Genomic DNA, 21249 nt, shown 5'->3' with positions numbered 1-21249 from the left:
CGAATAAAAACTGGACGGTTCTCGCATCCCGCGTTTCAACGTCCCATCCTTCGTCCTTTTTCGCTTCTCTCACCGGGTTATCCAGCAGGGTGAGAGCTTCTCCCACCAAATCACTGAACCAACGGAACATCAGCTGCTGCAGCTTTTCTTCCATATCCAAAACATCCGGTGTTTCTTTCAATATCTCGTGCATTTCTGCTATAATGGGTTTCATGAGAAGGCCTCTTTTCACTCTGTATTTGCTCGCTAGGCATACATTGATGATAGAGGACCTTCTCTTTTTTTGCCACCGATCAGCTCTCGCAACTACCGAGAACTATTTTACACATACGCCAATGTCTGCGAGTTGGATAAATCGTTGAAGGGAACCTCTTTTCATGATACTGAAGGCCGAGCATACGGTTGTGTTCCTGGTCAACTTCATGACTGTAGTAAAGCACCAATGGATGATGAAAGCCGTGTGTCCGGGCCGCTTCCATCATTTTCATGCGTAGAAGTTCCAGATGCTCTTTTTGATAATCATAGTAACCATACCTATTCCCCATCACACTACCTCCCTTTTCAAAGGTTCCCCTTCTTAAAACGGTGATTACTTCTATTCTACCTTTTTTTCCATAAAAAAACAATTGTTTTTGCTCAAAATTTGATGTGTATTTCTTCCATCGTCTTTAATTTTATTACAACCAGTAGTATAATATAGGAAATATAAGGGTGAAGGAGGCGGCTCACATAAAGCTGATACCGGATCAGATACAGGATGTTGCAGAAAAAGTCCATGCTGGTAAACGTTTGAGTTTTGAAGACGGTATGTTTCTCATGACGTCCCCCGACCTTCTGAACATTGGCTCCCTGGCCGACAGTGTACGCAGAAAATGGAATGAAAATCATGTGTATTTTATCCAAAACACCCATTTGAACTACACGAATGTCTGTTATCTTGACTGCAAGCTTTGTGCCTTTGGCGTTAAACCAGAAAACAGTTCCTCCTATTCCCTTAGTTTAAAACAGCTGGAAGAGAAATTCATGGATCTGCGGGGAAAAGGATTCACCGAACTCCACATTGTGGGAGGGGTGAACCCCAGGCTCCCATTTTCCTATTACGAAGATATGCTGGCACTGGCTAAAAAACATAACCCCGGCATTCACATTCAAGCTTTCACTGCTGTAGAGATTCATTACCTCGCCAAAGTATCCCGGATACCTGAAGAGGAAGTGCTCCAGCGGTTGCAGGCGGCTGGACTCGGTTCTATACTTGGAGGCGGGGCGGAGATTTTCGACCCTGAAATCAGGGGCATTATATCAGGGCATAAGACCGATGCCGGACATTGGTTTCATATCCACAGAACCGCCCATCAGTTGGGGATGCCGTCCAATGCTTCCATTCTTTACGGCCATATCGAGAAACCTGAACATGTTGTGGACCATTTCCTCCGGCTGCGGGCTTTGCAGGATGAAACGAATGGATTCCATGCTTTTTTCGGTTTTGCGTTTCAGCCGGAGAACACGACGCTTGCGGGGGAATTCAATATTCATCAGACGTCCACCGGATGGTATGATCTGAAAATACTTGCCGTTGCGCGGCTGATGCTCGATAATTTCCCGCATATCCGTGCCTTCTGGATGCTGATTGGGAAGAAACTGGCACAAATTTCTCTGCAGTTTGGTGTCGATGACCTTGACGGAACAGTGATGGAAGAACAGATTGTTCATGCTGCAGGAAACCAGTCATCACATATGGTGCCGAAACAGTGGTTCATTGATATGATTAAAGAATCCGGGAACATCCCTGCCGAGCGGGACACGCTTTATCGCATTCTGCAAACTTATTAAACCGTCCACCTGGAAAGGAAGGATAAAATGGCAGTCACCTTATCGAAAGACACCCGTATGGAAGAAATCGCCGCTAAAGTCCAGACCGGAGAAAGGTTATCCATCGAGGACGGCCTTTACCTGTATGATACAACGGATCTACTTACAATCGGCCAGCTCGCCGACCAGGTTAATAAACAAAAAAGCGGGGACAACGTCTACTTCATCGAGAACATGTATATCAACCCGACAAACGTCTGTGAAGCCAACTGCGGATTCTGCGGGTTTAAACGTAAACCGGGGCAGGAAGGCGCCTATACGATGCATGAAGAAGAACTGCTTGAATACGTGGAAAAACGCTGGAATGACAATATCCAGGAATTTCACATTGTCGGCGGCCACAACGTAGAAGTCGGTTTTGAATATTATCTGAATACTATCCGCACGTTGAAAAAACATTATCCACAGGCCGCTGTAAAAGCATATACCGCTGCGGAAATTGAGTTTTTCGCCCGTATCTCCGGCCTTTCCATGAGAGAAGTTCTGCAGGAATTGATGAATGCAGGACTGGACACACTCCCAGGCGGCGGGGCTGAAATACTTACTGAGCGTTACCGCGCCAAAATGAGCCCGGAAAAAGCTTCCACCTATGAATGGCTCGAAGCACATGAAACAGCCCATAATCTCGGCATGAAAACCCATGCTACGATGCTTTACGGTTCCATTGATACATTTGAAGAACGGCTCATTCATATGGATCGTCTGCGTCAGCTGCAGGACAAAACGAACGGCTTCATGGTTTTTATTCCGCTTGCCATGCAGCCGCGTAAATTGAATGCCGGATGGCACCAGCGTACATCTCCATATGATGATATGCGCACCATTGCTATTTCACGTCTGATGCTTGATAACTTCGATCACGTTAAAGCGTACTGGATTAATATCGGCGCGCAGCTTACCCAGATGGCGCTCACGTTCGGTTCCGACGACATTCACGGTACGTTGATTGAAGAGCGGATTTCTCATTCTGTCGGTGCATTAACGTCCCAGGGACTGACAAGAAAAGAACTGATTCACCTCATCAAAGCCGCCAACAAACAACCGGTAGAGCGGGACACTTTCTATAACCGCATTAAGACATACTAACAACCGGAAATGAGGATGCGACAAAGCCTTTTATAAGCTGAAAAAATGCCGCGCGATTTTTTTAATCGCCCGGCATTTTTCGTTGTTGAGACAAACCACTGCGCTAACATTCTTCGCTTTTACTTCAGAGCACAAGGGCGGCATCGATTCGCTGGCGCTCATCGTGTCTTCTATGCACTCCAGAGCACAAGGGCGACATCGATTCGCTGCGCTCATCGTGTCTTCTATGCCTGAATACGGTTTGCGGCCGCGGTGCTGTCGGATCAGCTGCTTGTTGCGTTCAGGTTGGGGGGACGGACGTTCGTTGAAAATGGGTTCTAAGGCACTTTAGGGGGTTGAGAGCCCCCGTAAACGTCGTTCGGCATGACGCCTGAGGCACTTTATAGTATCCAGTGCCCCCTTAAACGTCATTATGAATGGTTCATAAAGCACTTTAGAGGGGGTCACGCCACCATAAACGTCACCATGAAAGGATCGAGGCTGCATTCAACGGGAAAATGAACGGGCCGACGCAGCAAAGAGCCCGCATCCCTGCGTGAAAAAAGGGATGAATGGTCCCCAAGGCACTTTAGGGGGGACAGCGCTCCTGCAAACGTCGCTGGGGACATCGCCTGAGGCACTTTAGAATGTCCGGTGTCCCCTTAAACGTCGTCATGAATGGTTCATAAGGCACTTTAGAGAGTCTCGTTCCCCGGCAAACGTCATTATCCTGTGGAAGTACATCACATTCGGACGCCGACCTGACCGCACATCCTTCTGAGTACCCGTACTCCTGCTATACGACTGTTGAACAACGCCGCAAGACATTGTGTTTTCCCCCGCCTATTTTACTTTTGTCCCAGACTCTTTTAATGGAAAGCTGTTTCGCATGGATACTGTCAGAGGCTGACGAAGAATTAGTGTCCACTCATCAGCGTTTAGTGGACACTACAGCACTGCCGTCGGCGCCACAGTGTCCGTAAATACCGTTCCACCGTACACTATCGCTGTAAATCAGTCCGTTAGTGTTCACTTCCAGTTCATCTCAAAAAAGATACTCAAGCCCCGCCTGAGTATCTCTGCCTCTATTACCACCCGGTTTCCTACAACGAACGGATATAAGTACCGTGACAAATCGTTTCAGCGGGCCCTTTCATCCAGACGCGTCCGTCATGATCCCAGGTAATCCGCAGGTCTCCTCCTTCCAAATGAACAAGTACTTCCTCTCCCTGTCTGCTTCTCCCGGTCAGACAGGCGGCTGCCACAGCAGCACAGGCTCCTGTTCCGCAGGCCTGAGTTATTCCTGATCCTCTTTCCCACACCCGGAAGTTCATTTCGCCTGGGTTTACCATTTCTACAAATTCAATATTGGCTCTATCTGGAAACATCGAATGGTTCTCAAGCAGTGGTCCTATTTCGGCAACCGGTGCCGTCTCCAGATTTTTCTCAAATAATACAGCATGGGGATTTCCCATCGACAAAGTGGTGAGTAAAAGCCTTCGGCCGTTAAATTCAAATGGCTCCTCCACAGTCTGAGAAGCAGAATCCCCGGCCAATACCATTGGCACGTCCTGTTTTCGGAGATGCGGCTCCCCCATATCCACTGTGACATCCGTCTTTTTTCCGCCTGTGTCCCCGTCATCCAGAACAGCTTTCATGATGCCGCCCAATGTTTCCACTTGAATACGAGGAGAATTTACCCGGCCGTTTTCATAAGCGAGCTTCACGGCACACCTTATTCCGTTGCCGCAGTTTTTGGCCTCGGAGCCATCTGCATTAAAGACTCTCATTTTTATATCTGCTGTATCGGAGGGACCAATGAGGATCAGACCATCGGAACCGATACCAGTGTTTTTATCCGAAACCTCCTGTGCCAACACCGAAAGTCCGTCTTCGTCCAGTACTTCTTCAAACCCATCGACGTATATATAACTGTTGCCGAGCCCATGCATTTTCGTAAACTTCATTCTCTGTCTCTCCTCACTGCCGCAGCTTTTCTGTCGTCCAGAAATAATCATCATCCGCTTCAATGATCATCATCCGGCCGTGGCAGCAGGGCATAACGAGCCTTGTTTTCACGCGTTCTTTTGCCTGCTGCAGGTGTTTTTCCTTCATATGTGTTAAAACGCTCGTGCTGCCGCAGAAGGGACACTCTTCAATATAAATGTCTTCTCCCTGCTTTTCATACGGCCATGATTGTTCAAATGGAATTGGTTTCATCCGGCTCCTCCCATCGTCGTTGTGGTACAAACAGGGCTGCTTCCAAACAGCCGTTGGTCTGTAAGAAGCAGCCCCGTTCTTATTAAAACATCGGATTGTCTTCCAGATGTTGATAAACATTGCTTACAAGCTGATCTGCGTCTTCCCCTTGAACAACCTCACCGTTTACGAGTGCGTACATGGACATTGCACACTGCGAGCAATTACCGAGGCAGTCGTACTCAATGATATCGAGGCTTGGATCTTTTTCCAGTTCCTCCATGGCATCGTGGGCGCCGCTGGCCAGGTTGCTCATGCAGAATTCTATAATTGGCAGCATTGGTATTCACCCTCTTTATGATACTCTTGTTCATCCTATCTCTGCAGCTTCGATTCGTCAACCTGTATGCTTGAGTGAAATAATTGCGCATTGTATTCTTTTATTATAGTCGTTATAATCAAAGTGACCAGGGTCATTTTTACTTCAGCGCGGAGTTGATTCTCCTTGAAACGTACAGAAAAAAAACAACAGACACGCCAGAAAATACTTGATGCAGCAGCCGGTCTCTTTCGAAATCATGGATTCGACAATACCACTGTACAAGAAATAACCGAAGCTGCTCAAGTCGGCAAGGGAACTTTTTTTAATCACTTTCCCACCAAACAGTCGATTATGCAGACCCTTGCGGAGGACCGCCTGTTGCAGTTGGATGAACACATAGATACATACCGCTTGTGGAAACTTCCCTTTCTTCCGAAGCTGCGAGCTTACTTCAGCTTTTTTCTCGGCGAATATGAAAGGAACAGAGAATTAACCAGGCGCGCCTGGATGAACCTTCTGGAAACAGATTCTTATGTTCTGAAAAAATGGGAAGAACTATTGGAAGAAGGAATGAAAAATCAGGATATTGCACCTGACATTTCTCTGCGGACCTGGGCTTCAGTGATCAGCAGCCATTTTTATTACACTCTGGCTGTCTGCAGAAAGGAAACAAAAGACGCATTTCTGCATGAATTAATGTCGCTTGTGCATGTAAGTCTGCAAAGTATTTTAACGCAAAGGGGACATCGCATGATGAAAAAATTAGTTATGGTAGGCGGCGGCTACGGAGGAATGCGGATTCTTCAGAAGCTGCTTCCGAACGAACTGCCCGATGACGTGGAACTCGTTTTGATTGATAAGCTCCCTTACCACTGTATGAAGACAGAATACTACGCCCTTGCCGCCGGTACAGAATCCGATCAGGAAGTCCGCGTCCCGTTTCCGAAAGAGGACCGGTTGGTTCTTCGGTTTGGAACCGTGGAACAGATCGACAGGGAGAACCGCCTGATTCACCTGGTCGGAGAGGAACCTGTTTCTTATGATTACTTGATTATCGGGCTTGGCTGTGAGGACAAATATCACGGAGTTCCGGGCGCTGATACCCACACGTACAGCATTCAAAGTATGGAAAAAACGCGCCGCACCAGCGAAGCACTGAACAACCTTCCTCCTAACTCCGTCGTATCGGTTGTCGGCGCAGGACTCAGCGGAGTGGAATTGTCCAGCGAGCTCCGGGAAAGCCGGGATGATTTGTATATCCGGTTATTTGACCGGGGCGAGACCATTCTGCCGATGTTCCCGAAAAGACTCAGCAACTATGTGCAGAATTGGTTTGAAAAAAACAATGTGGATGTCATCAGTAACTCCGATATCACCAAGGTGGAGGAAGACGGCCTTTATAACCACAATGAGTTTATGCCTTCTGACGCCATTATCTGGACAGCAGGTGTCCAGCCGAATAAGGTGGTTCGTAACCTGGATGTGGAAAAAGACGATAAAGATCGTATCATCCTTACCAACCACCATCACCTTCCGGACGATGAAAATGTTTATGTTGTAGGCGACTGTGCCAGCCTCCCCCACGCACCAAGCGCCCAGCTTGCCGAAGGTCAGGGAGAACAGATTGCATCCATCCTGAAAAAGCGCTGGAAAGGAGAGGAACTCCCGAACCGGCTTCCTCCGATTAAACTGAAAGGAGTCCTCGGCTCCCTCGGCAAAAAACATGGCTTCGGTGTCATGGGAGATACAGCACTCACCGGCCGGGTTGCGCGACTTCTTAAAAGTGGTGTGCTGTGGATGTATAAACACCACTCCGGCGTATAACACAAAACTTATCTTCAAAAGGGAGAATACTTGTGGACGTTATCCCGGAGCTGTGCCGGTTGCCACTTACGGGTATTTCATAGTAGAATGTGTAGTAAGCCTTGCGTTTGGTAAAGGTAGAAGAAAGGAGAGATTGAATCATGCCGCAGACGACTGACAATATGTATGCACAGGTTAATGAAGTTCTCGAAAAACTCCGTCCGTTCCTCCTTCGTGACGGCGGGGATGTTGAATTAGTAGACGTAGAAGATGGCATCGTGAAAGTTCGGCTGATGGGAGCATGCGGTTCCTGCCCGTCCTCCACCATCACACTCAAAGCCGGTATTGAACGCGCACTGCTCGAAGAAGTACCAGGCGTTGTCGAACTGGAGCAGGTATTCTAAATACAGCATCAAAAAGAAGCGGGGTCCGGCAAAACCGGATCCCGCTTCTTTTTGCGGTATCTGTCTGAAAGCAGCGGCTACATGCTCATCGTACTGTCTTCGCTCATCTGCACGTACTTGGCGCTTGCCCCAAATGCGTCGGGCTGTACCGTCTGCACATCAAAATCGGGGAAATCCATCTGCAGCTGTTTTTGAACCGTTTCCCCGCTGCCACGCGGAGCAAGACACATCACGGTAGGGCCCGCGCCGCTAAGCGCAGCGCCGTATGCCCCGTACTCTTTGGCATGTTCCATGATATCTTCCAGACCAGGAACGAGTTTCGCCCGGTACGGATGATGAAATACGTCCTGTCCCATCATTTTCCCGGCAAGCTCCCAATCTCCTTTTATGAGCGCCGCGACTAATACATTGCTGACGGAACTGCCGCGGATGGCCTGATGATACTCCACCTGTTCAGGGAGGATACCGCGGGCTTTTTTTGTCATTAATTCTGCCGCTGGAATAACCATGACAAGATCAACCCCCGGCACACCACAATGAACCATGTCCGTCGCATCTTGGGAATGAGCTCCGACAAGCAGCCCGCCGTAAAGGCAGGGGCCTACGTTATCGGGATGACCTTCCCATAGACTCGCAAATCTCATTTTCTCCTTTTTCGAAAGAGAAGCGCCGGTTAATCGATCAGCCAGTTCCACAGCGGCGATGATAGCCGCTGCACTGCTTCCCAGTCCGCGGGCAAGCGGAATGTCACTGGTCATTTTCACGCGGCACGGGGGCAGTTCCAGCCCCAGCTGCCTGGCCAGTTCCTCTGCTGCCACATAAATGAAGTTCTCTTTTCCCTGCGGGATATCCTGAAGTTCCGCGGAATCAGAAGAGAAATGCCATTCCGGAGCCGGTTCTGCTTCCAGTGTCAGATAGCGGTTCACAGCGAGACCGATTGAATCAAACCCCGGGCCAAGATTCGCGGAACTCGCCGGCACGGTAATGACCAGTTTCTCATCTTGCACCTGCGGCACCTCCTTTAATCTTCTCCAGAAAGGCTTCTTCGCTGTTCGGAATAACGGTCGGCTTCACGGTTACTGTGTCGATGGCGGTGCTTGGATCCTTCAGTCCGTTACCGGTGAGTACACACACCACCTTGGAACCTTTGGCGATTTCACCACTCTCCAGCTGTTTTTTCAGACCGGCAATGGAAGCGCACGATGCCGGCTCGGCAAAAATACCTTCCTTCCGGGCAAGGAGCTGATAGGCGTTCAGTATTTCGTCATCGGTGACGTACCGGATAGATCCGTTTGATTCCTCCGCTGCTTCGACTGCACTCGACCAGCTTGCCGGATTACCAATGCGGATGGCAGTGGCCACAGTCTCCGGATAATCGATAACGCGGTTCTGCACAATCGCAGCAGCGCCTTCCGCTTCAAAACCGCGCATTTGCGGGAGAGCTGTTCCTTTGCTCTCATGATACTCTTTAAACCCTTTCCAGTAAGCGGTAATGTTTCCGGCATTACCAACCGGTATGGAAAGCACATCCGGTGCATCACCGAGTGCATCACAAATTTCGAAGGCTGATGTTTTCTGGCCCTCAATCCGGTATGGGTTGACGGAGTTCACGAGCGTAATGTTTTCTTTTTCGCTGATGGAGCGGACAATCTCAAGGGCATGGTCGAAGTTGCCCTGGATTTCAAACACTTCCGCTCCGTACATCACTGCCTGTGCGAGTTTTCCAAGCGCAATTTTGCCTTCGGGGATGACGACAATGCAGCGGAGTCCGGCTCTGGCCGCATAAGCGGCAGCTGAAGCCGAGGTATTACCGGTGGAAGCACAGATGACAGCTTTGCTGCCTTCTTCTTTGGCTTTGGCAACCGCCATTACCATTCCCCGGTCTTTAAACGAACCGGTCGGATTCGTCCCTTCGGTTTTTACGTATATTTCGGCTCCCCATTGCTCAGACAGATTCTCGAGTCCGATTAAAGGAGTGTTTCCTTCATTCAACGACAGTTTCGGGGTTTTTTCTGTCAATGGCAGTAATTCATCATAGGCATGGAGCAAACCTTTCCAGCTGCTCATGAGACTTTTCCTCCCTCTACGCGGTACGTGCTTTTTACATCAATAACAACGTCCATGTTCTCCAGTTCATGGTATATGCGTTCATAGGCTGCCCGGTTGGTGCTGTGCGTAATAATAACGACTTCCGACGCCGCGCCGTTCTCTTCTTCAAGCGGCCACTGCTGGAGTTTATCAAATCCGACATCTTCGTTTTTGAACAAAGTGGATAGATCGTCGAATGTGCCTGTCTGGTCTTTCACATGAAGACGGATGAAGTATTTCGATTCTACTTCCTCGTTGTTTTGAAGAACTTTCGTGTGAAGCGGTTTGGAAATCGTACTTCCCTCTGCTCCAAGCATCATATTTTTTACGACAGCAGTCACATCCGATACAATCGCCGTTGCTGTTGGAAGCGATCCGGCACCAGGTCCGTAGAACATTGTTTCTCCTACTGCTTCCCCGTGAATATACACCGCATTGTATTCATCCTGCACGGAAGCGAGAGGGTGATCGTTTGGAATGAGCATCGGCTGTACGGTCAACTCAATCCGGTCTTCCAATCTCTTGGCAAGCCCAATCAATTTCAGGCTGTAACCAAGCTGGGCGCAGTACTGCATATCTTCTGTCGTTACGCCTCGTATACCTTCCACTTCAACATCCTCAAGTTCCACATTCGTGGAAAAACCAAGCCTTGCCAGAATCGCAATTTTTCTGGCAGCATCAAGGCCGTCCACATCTGATGTCGGATCACTTTCTGCAAAACCGAGATCCTGAGCTTCGGCAAGGACTTCTTCATAGTCCCTTTCATCCTGGAACATTTTCGTCAGAATATAATTGGTCGTCCCGTTCATCACTCCCATAATCCGCGAAATTCGATCGGCGGCCAGGCCTTCGGTCATCCCTCGTATTACGGGAATTCCGCCGGCGACACTTGCTTCGTACAACAGCCAGCAGCCATTGTCTTCGGCTGCCTGAAGCAGTTCCGTTCCATGCAGAGCCATAACATCTTTGTTTGCGGTAATCACATGTTTTTTGCTGCCGAGCGACTGGAGAATGTAATCCCGGGATTCTTCCACTCCTCCCATTACTTCAATAACGATGCGGATTTCCGGGTCTTCCAGAACGTCTGCAGCATTTTCGGTCAACGTCATACCTTCTACATTCACATCACGCTGCTTGGATGCATCCTGAACGAGTATTTTTTTCGCATATATATCGCACCCGGTCTGGTGCGTCAGTTCTTTCCTGTGAGCCTCAAGTATCCGGATCACACCGCTTCCTACGGTTCCAAGACCTAATATGCCAACCGCCGCTTTTTGGGTCATTTTCTCTCTCCTCCTGCTGCTTCTATCTATTTCTGATTCGATTAATGTGTTTTCACGACAAAAACAAATGTCTTTTTATAATGGACATTATATAAGGTTTTGCGTTATTTTACAAGAGCGCAGAACGGACCTCTGTTGAATAAACACAGGTGCCCGGGTGTCACAGACGCCAGTCCGACAACGTCGCTACCGCGTGAGTGGGAAGAACAGGTTTGGAGGAAATTTCATGCGCCGGCGTCACGCCGGTTCCGACATGAAGCGTCGCGATACCGGCACGGATCCCGGCGGCAATATCTGTGTCATAATTGTCTCCTACAAGGAGCAGCTCTTCCTTTTGTACACCAAGCATCTGCAGGGCCTGATCCACCATCGTACTCTCGGGTTTTCCGATAAAAACCGGTTCCACTCCGGAAGCAAGACTGACAACAGATGTTAACGACCCGTTACCGGGAACAAATCCCTTTTCAGACGGCATGGCTTTGTCAGCGTTTGTACTGATAAAGTAAGCACCGTTTCGGACGGCGGTACAGGCAGCTGCCAGTTTGCTGTATGTGAGGTCACGGTCCATTCCCATGACAACGTAATCAGGATGGTCTTCTTTCTCCACAATCCCTGCGGTCTGTATGGCTTCTTTCAATCCGGCTTCTCCGATAACGTAGGCACTCGGATCGGACTGTCCCCGGGATTGTATGTAAGACGCAGCTGCCATGCTTGTCGTAAGCACCTGGTCTTCCCTGCACGATATCCCCATCTTTCTCAATTTCTCTGCCACCGAGCGCGGCGGTGCTGTTGAATTATTGGTGACAAATACGTAGGGGATGCCTTTGTCACGGAGCCTGTTCACAAAATCAACGGCCTCAGGAATAGGATCGGCGCCCCGGTAGATCGTTCCGTCCAGATCGAAAAGATACGCCTCATAGGGTGCATGGTCTTCCTTCATTGCCCGCGGTCCTCCTCCGGCAGAAAAGCCGAAACAGTGCCCGGTTCATGTGCGAGAAAGGTACGCACGCGGCCGGGAAAATGTTCGAGCGCCTGCTGATTGCCGGACAATGTTTCATGCAGGGCGTGCACCTGGATTGCATAATAATCCTGGAGCAGCATGCGGCGGTATCCTATAACGCTTTTCAAACCTTGCGCCTCCTCTTCAGGCAGCACATTTTCATCCTCTAAAATATCCACAATGTCCTCATAACTGCCGGGATCCCTCATCACAAACCCGTCGATCAATTGATTGCCTGTATCAGTTACGGCTTCCACCCAGCCCTGTGCCATTCTCTCAAGCGCCAGTTTCTCAATCTGAGTGTCCACTTTATCGAGGCTCTTGAATGCTGCCGCCAATGTTTCCATGTACTCCAATATCTCTTCGATTTTTTTCCGGTCTACAAAATACAAGTCAAAACCTCCTCTTCTGACATCTTCTCATCGTATTATACCACATGCCGCTCCCTCGTTTTCCATGAAAGAAATTATCCATTGACCTCTCTTTTGTGATAGGATAATGACGGATTTATTCTTACCTGGAAAAGATGGAGGAGGACACACTGTGGATAGAGAATTAGCGCTTGAAATCGTCCGGGTGACAGAAGCGGCAGGTATTGCATCCGCCCAGTGGCTCGGCCGCGGCGAAAAAAATGAAGCCGACGATGCAGCGACAACCGCGATGCGGACCATGTTTGATTCTGTCAGCTGCAAAGGCACAGTTGTTATAGGCGAAGGCGAAAAAGACCAGGCGCCGATGCTTTATATCGGCGAAGAAGTCGGAAGCGGTGAAGGACCGGAAGTTGATATTGCCGTCGACCCTCTTGAGGGAACCAATATCGTCGCCGGCGGACGGGCCAATGCTATGGCAGTCATTGCGGTGGCAGACCGGGGGACCCTTCTTCATGCTCCGGATATGTACATGGAAAAAATCGTCGTTGGACCTAAAGCCGCCGGGCTGATACGAATTGATGACCCGATTGAAAAAACCATTGAAATAACAGCCAAGATGACCAACAAACGAGTCCGCGACCTGACGGTTATCATTCAGGACCGGGAGCGCCACCAGCCTCTGATTGACCGGGTACGCGCCAAAGGAGCAAGGGTGAAATTGTTCGGGGACGGGGACGTCGGCGCTTCCATAGCCACGGCACTCCCGCAGACGGGTATTGATTTATTTGTCGGAACAGGAGGTGCTCCGGAAGGTGTCATTTCCGCGGCTGCCATTAAAGCGCTTGGCGGCGACATGCAGGCCCGTCTCGCTCCAAAAGATGACGAGGAACTGCAGCGCTGTCGTGAGATGGGCATTGAAGATACAGATGAACCGCTGGAACTCCGTGATCTCGTCAAAGGCGACGACGCCATCTTTGCAGCTACCGGCGTATCTTCGGGTGAACTTCTGGAAGGCGTCCGCTTTCTCGGGGGAGACTGGACCGAAACGGATTCCATCGTGATGCGCGCCAAAACACGTACCGTACGGTTCATTAAAGCTCATCACCATCTCGAACATAAACCTCATCTGATTATGGAAGAAGAGTAGGACCGGCTTTTTCTTTAGATGCCGCAACAGATATTCCCTCTTATGCCCGGCCGTTCAGCCGGGCATTTTAAAACGGAGGAGGGAAAAACATGCCGAACCGATATGAGAAAAACCGGGAACGCCATGAATCCGCGGAATACGAAGATTTCTCCAACGTGGAAGACGCGCGTGATACCGTACTTCCGGAAATTTTTCCAGAGGGACCGTACGGCTCTCCTATTAACAAAAAGCCCGGAAAAAGCACGTCCTGGAAAAAAGGACAGCATGCCGTCAGTGCGTTTACGTATGAAAACAGAAATCTCCACAACGACAACCCGCGGCATTATCCAAACAGTCACCCTGTTCATTCCTATTCCCAAAAGAAAAAGTAAAATACACGGGAGCTTGAAAAACCAGGGTGGTTCATGAAAAAAGGCAGTGCCCCTCAAACGTTGGAGTATCAATAAAACGTTTGAGGGGCACTGCTGCGTCGTTTGATGTTTCGTTTTTTATTCGGTCTGTTCTTCCCGCACCTGCTTCAGTACGAAATAAGCGCAGCCAAAATTACAATATTCGAGAAGGTAATCCTGGAGGGTACCGATTTTAAAATCGTATGATACCTTTTTTCTGGAATCTTCAAAAAAGCCGCGGAGGCGCAGTTGATTATGCCCCCAGTCGCCTACAATATAATCGTATTTATTCAGCACTTCGCTGTAGCGTTCCTTAAAAACCTGTTCATCCCAGCCGTCCCTTGATTCTTCCAGCAGTTCGTAGTTGCGGCCGTGAACCTGTATCACAACCAAACACCTCACTTTACTTATCACTGCCATTATAGCACATCCCCCGCCGCTTCGTATATTACCGCTAATTCCCATCTTAGAATGCCGGCCAGGCAGCCATACTAAATGCAGGACCACTTGAAGCAAAGGGGGAAATGCATCATGAGAACAATCGTTTTTATTGTTATTCTTTGTCTTTTCATGCAGGGATGCAGCGGGTTCACTAGTATGGATAAAGAAGATCTGGCTGCCGAATACGGCCCGGAGGATTCGCTTGATTACATCTCCAATAATAAAGATGACGCTCCGGAAGGCCGCAGTACCGGGAATTTGTTTGGATGGAACAAAAGCGGCAGCACAGAACCGGATCTCGACGAAGATTTGTCCCTGCATGACCTCCTGGACCGCCAGCGCATCGCAGAAGGATTAAGCAGGATTCTCGTTACGTCCCCGGATGTGAGCAAAGCCGGTGTGTTAATTACCAATGAATATGCACTGGCGGCCTTCGAACCAGATTCCGACGCCAGCAGTGAAGCAGCAAAACACGTGAAAATGATGGTGGAAGCCGCTGTCCCCTATTTTTTTGTTACCGTTGTTACGGATAATCCGACCATGATTCAGGATCTCGAAGCATTTAAAGGCATGGATGCCCGCTCGAGTGAAGGCCGTGAAGCCCTCCATCACACGATTGACACCATGCTGGAAACGACAGAACAACCAACCACTCCGAAAGAAAAGGCCGCCTCCATGCAGGAGCAGCGGCCTTCACCATGAACTACGCGCGGTATTTGTCTGCTTCTTCGAGTACCTGTGCTTCGTTGACCTGTTCGTCCGCGTGATAGGAAGAGCGTACGAGCGGGCCGGCTTCACAGTGACTAAACCCTTTTTCCATCGCTATTTCCTTCAGTTCGGCGAATTCTTCCGGAGAATAATAACGCTGCACTTTCAGATGCTTTTTTGACGGCTGGAGATACTGTCCGAGCGTCAAAATATTGACATCGTTAGCTCGGAGATCGTCCATCGTTTCGACAATCTCTTCTTTCGTTTCTCCAAGTCCGACCATCAGGCTTGATTTTGTCGGAATATCCGGATGTAGTTCCTTGGACTGCTGCAAAAACGTCAGGGTGCGTTCGTATGTAGCTCTCGCTCTTACTTTCGGAGTCAGACGACGCACGGTTTCCACGTTGTGGTTCAGGATATTCGGACGTGCTTCCATCAGGGTTTCCAGGTTTTCCGGACGTCCCATCATATCAGAAGGCAGCACTTCAATGGTCGTTCCCGGATTGCGGCGGCGGATGGCACGCACTGTTTCAGCGAAAACCGCAGAACCTCCATCTTTCAAGTCATCCCGGGCTACTGCGGTAATGACAACGTGGCGCAGTCCCATCTGCTCTACAGACTCAGCCACCCGTTCCGGTTCGCCCCAGTCGAGTTCGTTCGGGAGACCGGTTTTAACCGCGCAGAAACGGCACCCCCGTGTGCAGACGTCCCCGAGTATCATGAATGTCGCTGTCTTCCGTTCACCCCAGCACTCATGGATATTCGGGCATTTCGCCTCTTCACAGACAGTGTGCAGGTTTTTCTCCCGCATCATTTTTTTCAGGCCTTTATAGGATTCGTTGGTATTCAATTTTATTTTGAGCCATTCCGGTTTACGCAGATACTCTTCTGTTTTTGCCACTTTTATCACTCCTGCTGCTTGTTTCGGGTAGGAAGATCTTTCATGTAACAACTGTATATCCTTTACTTTAACATGTCCGGCACACCCCCGCCAAATTTCTTTTTTCCTTTCCAATACTTGGCGATAATGAAAATGCTCATATGTCACACACTATGACCAGAAAATTAACGAAGAAAGAATGATAAACATGAGAAAAATAATGATAATGACGGCTGTCTTGTTGATTTTCGGTACAGCAGAAACAATAACCGCTGATGCGGAGGAAGATCCGGAACAGGACGTTTACGCCGAACGCATGGCACTTTTTAAAAATATGGAAACCGTCACTCACATTCCTTGGTACTGGCTGGCCGGCGCCGATGCTTATGAAAGAGGGATACGCCGCGCTGGAAATGAGCGGGAAGAAGCGGAGGGCGTTATCAGCATTTATTATTCCCCGAAAGAATGGAGCGGGCCGCTGAATCCAGAATTTGATGCAGAGAACCCGGTGGCTGTTTCCATGTTTAATGGGGTCGGGTTGGACGGAAACGGCAACGGTACCGCTTCTCTATCCGAAGACGCGGATGTGCTGTACACGTTCGCAGACTACCTTTCGGGATACGGATATGATGACAACAACATCCGCAAAGGGTTGTGGGATTATTATAAACGGGACCAGGCGGTGCGCAGCATCACGAACCATGCGCGGATTTACCGTAAATACGGCACCCTTGACCTGGATGACCATGCTTTCCCCGTGCCGCTTCGTTATAACTACAGTTACAACAGCACGTGGGGGGACTCCCGCGGCTGGGGAGGCCGCCGTATTCACGAAGGAACAGACATCTTCGCGGACTACCGAACTCCGGTGCTGGCCACATCCTACGGCGTTGTGGAACTGACAGGGTGGAATAAATACGGAGGCTGGCGGCTCGGTATCCGGGATCTCACCAATACGTATCATTATTTCGGTCATTTAACCAGTTATGAAGAAGGACTGGAAAAAGGGGATATTGTCGCCCCGGGAGACACGATCGGCTACGTGGGAAGCTCCGGGTACGGCCCGCCGGGCACCGAGGGAAAATTCCCGCCGCATCTGCACTACGGCATGTACCGCGATAACGGATACAGCGAGTGGTCGTTTGACCCTTACCCTTCGCTGAAGTCTTGGGAGAAACAGGCGAAAAAGGATGCCTCTGCGTAAAAAAAACGCCGGCCATACCGCAGCACACAGGAAAAGGCTGTCCCGCATCAAACGGGACAGCCTTTTGGCTGGTATGCGTTATTTTCTTTGTTTAGTCTTACTCCGGGCATACAATATGCTTGAAATAAGACCGCCCCAGATAATGACCATACCGAGAATCATCATAAATACAGCGCCGCCTGTCATCTCTATCACGCCTCCTTGTCCGCTTCGGTTTCCGGATTACGTTTCCAGCGGATAAGAGCCAGAATGACACCAATAATCAGGGCAGCCGCCGGGACCGACCAACCGTTTGTCAGGATGAACATATCCGGATAACCCTCATAGTTTCCGTTATCGGTCTCAAACTGCTTCAACAGATTCTGCCGGAAAAGATCAAACATCATATACCCGAGTACAATCGGGGTAATAAGACCGAGACAGAGTTTCCACAATCCGCCGACCCGGATATCGGAAATACCGTTGGCGTGATCCTGAAGTACACCGAGTCTGCGCATAAACCAGGCAATGGTGATAACTTCCACCAGGCCGAGCAGTGCCACACCGAACTGGTTGATGAAATAATCTGCCGCATCCAGGAAGTTAATACCGCCGCGCGTCGCATACAAGAGCGAAATGAGCGCAGCCGGACCTCCCCCGAACAGGACGGCTTTGCCGCGGGAAAGGTTTAATTTCTCCGACAAGCCTTTCACGTAGGTTTCCGTAATGGAAATTAATGAAGAAAGTCCCGCCAGTGTCAGGGAAGCAAAAAACAGAAATCCGAACAGCCCGCTGAGCACCGGGAATTGGTTGATAATCTGCGGAATGACAACAAAAGCAAGGCCTATGCCGTCTGCTGCCACATCTTCCACCGGTACGCCGGACTGGGTGGCCATAAAGCCAAGTGCTCCGAAAATACCGATCCCGGCGAGCAGTTCAAAACTGGAGTTACTGAATCCGGTAATAAAGGCATTGTTCGTGATATCCGATGTTTTCGGAAGGTAACTCGAATACGTAATCATAATCGCAAACGCGATCGATAAACTGAAGAAAATCTGACCATATGCCGCCACCCAGACATCGCCGTTCATAATGGCAGTGAAATCAGGCTCAAAGAAGGCCTGCAGACCCTGCGCCGCTCCGGGAAGCGTCACCGCGCGGATAACGATAATAATGAAAATAATACAGAGTGTCGGAATGAAAATCCGGTTCGCGAATTCGATTCCCTTTTTAACACCGCGGTAAATCACTCCGAGCGTGACGGCCCATACGATGATGAGCGGAATCAGGATACCTGGAACGAGACCTCCGACCTGCCCGGGATCAGCAGCCTGCAGAAAGTCCTGAAACAGGAAGGTTTCTGTATCCTGCCCCCACTGCAGATTGAAAGAAAAAATACTGTAGGATATCGCCCAGCCGATGATAACCGCATAATACGTCGAAATAACGAACGCGACAAGCACCATCCACCAGCCGATCCACTCTGACTTCGGATTCATTCTGGCATAGCTCAGCGGCGCGGATCCGCGGTATTTATGACCTATTGTAAATTCCATAATCAAAAGCGGAATCCCCGCCGTGAGCAGGGCAAATAAATAAGGGATGAAAAAGGCACCGCCGCCGTTTTCAAAGGCTGTGGCCGGAAAACGCCAGATATTTCCGAGCCCTATCGCGGAGCCGACCGCAGCCAGAATAAAGCCGGCGCGTGTTCCCCACTGCTCTCTCATACTCATGATTCTGTCTCCTTTTTAATATGTTGTGCGCTGTTTATATATTCAGAATAGTGTTGCAATAAGGAACGACTCCTATCCTCCTCTGCTCCATTATTTTCTGATAATTCATTGTATTATTGTAATTTTTTCTGTGATATTTGTCAAAACAGTTTTTCATTCCATTGTTCGTTCTTCGAGCGCCGGTTCTTCGGTTTCTTCGATTTCTTCCTGCTCCCCGCCGCCACTCGTAATATCTTCTTCTTGTATAACAGCCGGGGAAGGCATGTCGCCGTCTCCTGCGTTGTAAAACTCCGGCACTTCTCCAGATATGAAAGCTACGCCGACAGGAATGGATGTCGCCACTACTGCGGTATCGGTCGCAAACGGAATGACGACCCGGACGTCGACTTTGATATCAATCGATACCCTGACATACGTATTGTTGATGCCTGACTCAATAATCGATTCACTCATCGATGCCTTCACGTGACCGATGGCGCTGAAACGTACCGGCACACGAGGACCGAGCTGGGCGAGCAGTGCATTATTGGTAGCCTGCCCCAGTGGAATAACATGAATGATTCCGTCTTCGGTAAATTGCTCTGTGTCTAGCTCCTGCTCAATTTCCTGAGGCAGTCCGAGATCTTTGATATTTCCTTCTTCCATCATCTGCAGATACCGCTGTACCCGCATGACGGATTCTGACTGAACCCGATTGTACATTTTCGAATTGAAGTTAATGGAAGATACATTGCCCTGGTTATCATGCTGCATGTCAATAATGTCTTCCACATCAATGTTCTCCACAATTTTATTCGAAATGGCATCGTTAATCGCCTGGGTCGCAAGTTTCTGGGTTTCAGTATGAGCAATGGCCATCAACGTCGGCCGTATTCCTTTTTCGACCAGTATCAGTCCCTGTACCGTGAACAATCCAAATAGAATAAACGATATCAAAAACACATACCGGAAAGGGAGCGGTCCTCTGAGAAGCCGTGGTTTCCTGAAAAGTCGTCCCCGTTTTTTCATGGGTGCCCCGTCCTCCTTTGCCTGCTTCATATATATGCAGAAAAAGACGGGTTCAATCCATGATTTACTGTTTTCGTTCGAGCGTTAAAAACGTGTGGGGAAACCTGTTTCTGTCATCCACAGCACCTTGTTCTTCATAAACAATGCGCCAGTCTTTTTCTTCCCATGCCGGGAAATATGTATCGCCGTTGAAATGATCATGGATTAACGTAAGGTGCATCCTGGAGGCCTGCGGCAGCAGTTCCTCAAACAACGCTTCTCCCCCGATAACAAACAATTCTTCTTTCGGATCCTCATCGTCCAGCGCCTTGACTTCTTCAATGGAATGTACCAATTCACAGTCCGGTGCATCCAGGGAAGGGTTCGAAGTTACGACGATATTTCTCCGTCCGGGAAGCGCCTTTCCAATCGATTCGAACGTCTTCCGTCCCATAATGACAGGCCCGCCGTATGTGACGTTTTTAAAGTGTTTCAGATCGTTTGGAAGGTGCCACGGCATCGAGCCGTCCGCCCCGATCAGCCGGTTTTCATCCATCGCGGCAACAAAGCTGATCATATCGAGACCTCCCCTTTGATATGCGGATGCGGATCATACCCCTGCAATTCAAAATCATCAATCGAAAAGTCGAAGATGGAGTCGATCTCCGGATTAATTTTCATTTCCGGAAGCGGACGCGGCGTCCGTTCAAGCTGCTGTTTCACCTGCTCCACGTGGTTCAGATAAATATGGGCGTCACCGAATGTATGGATGAACTCATATGCCTTCAGTCCGCATATCTGCGCAATCATCTTGGTCAAAAGCGCGTAGGAGGCAATATTAAACGGCACGCCAAGAAACATATCAGCACTTCGTTGGTAGAGCTGACAGGACAGCTTCCCGTCGTGCACATAAAACTGGAACAAACAGTGGCAGGGAGCAAGGGCCATGTCTTCAATCTCCGCTGCATTCCAGGCGCTCACAATCAGACGACGGGAATCAGGATTTGTTTTGATCTGGTCGATCACCTGTGAAATCTGGTCGACCGTTTTTCCGTCCGCCCCTTCCCAGGAACGCCACTGCTTCCCGTAAATCGGTCCCAGTTCACCGTCTTCACCGGCCCACGGCTTCCAGATGCGTACATTGTTTTCTTCGAGATACCGGTTGTTGGTATCTCCTTTCAAAAACCACAGTAACTCATGGATAATCGACCGCAGATGCAGTTTTTTTGTCGTTATGACCGGAAACCCTTCTTCAAGATTAAAACGCATCTGCCAGCCGAACGTGCTGATTGTGCCGGTTCCGGTACGGTCTTCCTTTTGAATGCCGTGATCAAGAATGTGCCGGCACAGGGTTAAATATTGTTCCATCCCTCTTCC

General features: G+C 49.4%; 24 protein-coding genes and 2 pseudogenes. 9 read left to right on the top strand and 17 right to left on the bottom strand.

Annotated features, from left to right (window positions below; genetic code table 11):
* A pseudogene (locus tag BM058_RS09350) lies at positions 1-214 on the bottom strand (ISLre2-like element ISAot1 family transposase); the annotation flags it as partial.
* Positions 215-293: 79 nt separating this feature from the next.
* Positions 294-545 (bottom strand): aspartyl-phosphate phosphatase Spo0E family protein, encoded by a 252-nt coding sequence (locus tag BM058_RS18230; RefSeq protein ID WP_090926769.1) that lies wholly within the window; start codon positions 543-545, stop codon positions 294-296.
* Positions 546-711: 166 nt separating this feature from the next.
* On the opposite strand from BM058_RS18230, the gene mqnE (BM058_RS09340) reads away from it, so the two are divergent.
* Both mqnE (BM058_RS09340) and mqnE (BM058_RS09335) read left to right on the top strand, forming a co-directional pair.
* Positions 712-1830 carry an aminofutalosine synthase MqnE gene (gene mqnE, locus BM058_RS09340; RefSeq protein WP_090926768.1) on the top strand — a complete coding sequence of 373 codons (1119 nt, stop codon included), beginning with the start codon at positions 712-714 and terminating at the stop codon, positions 1828-1830.
* Positions 1831-1857: 27 nt separating this feature from the next.
* Complete coding sequence (gene mqnE, locus BM058_RS09335) at positions 1858-2955, top strand: aminofutalosine synthase MqnE (protein ID WP_090926767.1); 1098 nt, start codon at positions 1858-1860, stop codon at positions 2953-2955.
* 1082 nt (positions 2956-4037) lie between these two features.
* Here mqnE (BM058_RS09335) and dapF read toward each other — a convergent pair.
* The 3 genes from dapF to BM058_RS09320 all read right to left on the bottom strand — a co-directional run bounded on the left by dapF (position 4038) and on the right by BM058_RS09320 (position 5473).
* Positions 4038-4901, bottom strand: coding sequence for a diaminopimelate epimerase (dapF, locus tag BM058_RS09330; RefSeq protein WP_090926766.1), 864 nt, complete (start codon positions 4899-4901; stop codon positions 4038-4040).
* A gap of 13 nt (positions 4902-4914) precedes the next feature.
* Complete coding sequence (locus BM058_RS09325) at positions 4915-5154, bottom strand: hypothetical protein (protein ID WP_090926765.1); 240 nt, start codon at positions 5152-5154, stop codon at positions 4915-4917.
* 82 nt (positions 5155-5236) lie between these two features.
* Positions 5237-5473 carry a YuzB family protein gene (locus BM058_RS09320; protein WP_090926764.1) on the bottom strand — a complete coding sequence of 79 codons (237 nt, stop codon included), beginning with the start codon at positions 5471-5473 and terminating at the stop codon, positions 5237-5239.
* 165 nt (positions 5474-5638) lie between these two features.
* Here BM058_RS09320 and BM058_RS18605 point away from each other — a divergent pair.
* The 3 genes and pseudogenes from BM058_RS18605 to BM058_RS09310 form a co-directional block, all read left to right on the top strand.
* Positions 5639-5797 (top strand): annotated as a pseudogene (locus BM058_RS18605) (TetR/AcrR family transcriptional regulator); the annotation flags it as partial.
* A 411-nt stretch (positions 5798-6208) separates the two neighbouring features.
* A complete protein-coding gene (locus BM058_RS09315) occupies positions 6209-7279 on the top strand; it encodes an NAD(P)/FAD-dependent oxidoreductase (RefSeq protein WP_245736917.1) in 1071 nt (356 codons plus the stop codon).
* Positions 7280-7419: 140 nt separating this feature from the next.
* Positions 7420-7662 carry a NifU family protein gene (locus BM058_RS09310; protein WP_170841014.1) on the top strand — a complete coding sequence of 81 codons (243 nt, stop codon included), beginning with the start codon at positions 7420-7422 and terminating at the stop codon, positions 7660-7662.
* A gap of 77 nt (positions 7663-7739) precedes the next feature.
* Here the strand turns inward: BM058_RS09310 and thrB are convergent, their stop codons facing one another.
* From thrB to BM058_RS09285, 5 genes are all read right to left on the bottom strand, one after another.
* Entirely contained in the window at positions 7740-8669 is a 930-nt protein-coding gene (thrB, locus tag BM058_RS09305) for a homoserine kinase (protein WP_090926762.1), read from the bottom strand.
* Positions 8659-9729 (bottom strand): threonine synthase, encoded by a 1071-nt coding sequence (gene thrC / locus BM058_RS09300; protein ID WP_090926761.1) that lies wholly within the window; start codon positions 9727-9729, stop codon positions 8659-8661. The genes thrB and thrC overlap by 11 nt, the downstream gene beginning before the upstream one ends.
* Positions 9726-11033, bottom strand: coding sequence for a homoserine dehydrogenase (locus tag BM058_RS09295; protein WP_090926760.1), 1308 nt, complete (start codon positions 11031-11033; stop codon positions 9726-9728). The genes thrC and BM058_RS09295 overlap by 4 nt, the downstream gene beginning before the upstream one ends.
* Before the next feature lie 160 nt (positions 11034-11193).
* Complete coding sequence (locus tag BM058_RS09290; RefSeq protein WP_090926759.1) at positions 11194-11973, bottom strand: TIGR01457 family HAD-type hydrolase; 780 nt, start codon at positions 11971-11973, stop codon at positions 11194-11196.
* Positions 11970-12425 carry a DUF86 domain-containing protein gene (locus BM058_RS09285; protein WP_090926758.1) on the bottom strand — a complete coding sequence of 152 codons (456 nt, stop codon included), beginning with the start codon at positions 12423-12425 and terminating at the stop codon, positions 11970-11972. The genes BM058_RS09290 and BM058_RS09285 overlap by 4 nt, the downstream gene beginning before the upstream one ends.
* 151 nt (positions 12426-12576) lie before the next feature.
* Here BM058_RS09285 and glpX point away from each other — a divergent pair, with 151 nt between their 5' ends.
* Both glpX and BM058_RS09275 read left to right on the top strand, forming a co-directional pair.
* Positions 12577-13551: a class II fructose-bisphosphatase gene (glpX, locus tag BM058_RS09280; RefSeq protein ID WP_090926757.1), complete on the top strand. Its 975-nt coding sequence runs from the start codon at positions 12577-12579 to the stop codon at positions 13549-13551.
* A gap of 89 nt (positions 13552-13640) precedes the next feature.
* Positions 13641-13922 carry a hypothetical protein gene (locus BM058_RS09275; protein ID WP_090926756.1) on the top strand — a complete coding sequence of 94 codons (282 nt, stop codon included), beginning with the start codon at positions 13641-13643 and terminating at the stop codon, positions 13920-13922.
* A 117-nt stretch (positions 13923-14039) separates the two neighbouring features.
* Here BM058_RS09275 and BM058_RS09270 read toward each other — a convergent pair whose 3' ends face one another.
* A complete protein-coding gene (locus BM058_RS09270) occupies positions 14040-14360 on the bottom strand; it encodes a YutD family protein (protein ID WP_407690170.1) in 321 nt (106 codons plus the stop codon).
* 111 nt (positions 14361-14471) lie between these two features.
* Here BM058_RS09270 and BM058_RS09265 point away from each other — a divergent pair, with 111 nt between their 5' ends.
* Complete coding sequence (locus tag BM058_RS09265) at positions 14472-15083, top strand: YhcN/YlaJ family sporulation lipoprotein (RefSeq protein WP_177195496.1); 612 nt, start codon at positions 14472-14474, stop codon at positions 15081-15083.
* Position 15084: 1 nt separating this feature from the next.
* On the opposite strand, the gene lipA is transcribed toward BM058_RS09265, so the two are convergent.
* A complete protein-coding gene (gene lipA / locus BM058_RS09260) occupies positions 15085-16041 on the bottom strand; it encodes a lipoyl synthase (RefSeq protein WP_281244690.1) in 957 nt (318 codons plus the stop codon).
* Positions 16042-16177: 136 nt separating this feature from the next.
* On the opposite strand from lipA, the gene BM058_RS09255 reads away from it, so the two are divergent.
* Complete coding sequence (locus BM058_RS09255) at positions 16178-17173, top strand: M23 family metallopeptidase (RefSeq protein ID WP_090926754.1); 996 nt, start codon at positions 16178-16180, stop codon at positions 17171-17173.
* Positions 17174-17251: 78 nt separating this feature from the next.
* On the opposite strand, the gene BM058_RS09250 is transcribed toward BM058_RS09255, so the two are convergent.
* From BM058_RS09250 to BM058_RS09230, 5 genes are all read right to left on the bottom strand, one after another.
* Positions 17252-17359 (bottom strand): methionine/alanine import family NSS transporter small subunit, encoded by a 108-nt coding sequence (locus BM058_RS09250; RefSeq protein WP_090926753.1) that lies wholly within the window; start codon positions 17357-17359, stop codon positions 17252-17254.
* A 5-nt stretch (positions 17360-17364) separates the two neighbouring features.
* Positions 17365-18885, bottom strand: coding sequence for a sodium-dependent transporter (locus BM058_RS09245; RefSeq protein WP_090926752.1), 1521 nt, complete (start codon positions 18883-18885; stop codon positions 17365-17367).
* Between the two features lie 153 nt (positions 18886-19038).
* Positions 19039-19893 carry a sporulation protein YunB gene (yunB, locus tag BM058_RS09240; RefSeq protein ID WP_090926751.1) on the bottom strand — a complete coding sequence of 285 codons (855 nt, stop codon included), beginning with the start codon at positions 19891-19893 and terminating at the stop codon, positions 19039-19041.
* Positions 19894-19957: 64 nt separating this feature from the next.
* Positions 19958-20449: a dihydrofolate reductase gene (locus BM058_RS09235; protein ID WP_090926750.1), complete on the bottom strand. Its 492-nt coding sequence runs from the start codon at positions 20447-20449 to the stop codon at positions 19958-19960.
* The gene (locus tag BM058_RS09230) at positions 20446-21240 is read right to left on the bottom strand and encodes a thymidylate synthase (RefSeq protein WP_090926749.1); all 795 of its coding nucleotides are present in this window, start codon (positions 21238-21240) and stop codon (positions 20446-20448) included. The genes BM058_RS09235 and BM058_RS09230 overlap by 4 nt, the downstream gene beginning before the upstream one ends.
* Between the last annotated feature and the right edge of the window lie 9 nt (positions 21241-21249).

Source organism: Salibacterium qingdaonense, assembly GCF_900114715.1.
Taxonomy (GTDB): Bacteria; Bacillota; Bacilli; order Bacillales; family Marinococcaceae; genus Salibacterium; species Salibacterium qingdaonense.
This window is presented reverse-complemented; position numbering and strand designations above follow the sequence as displayed.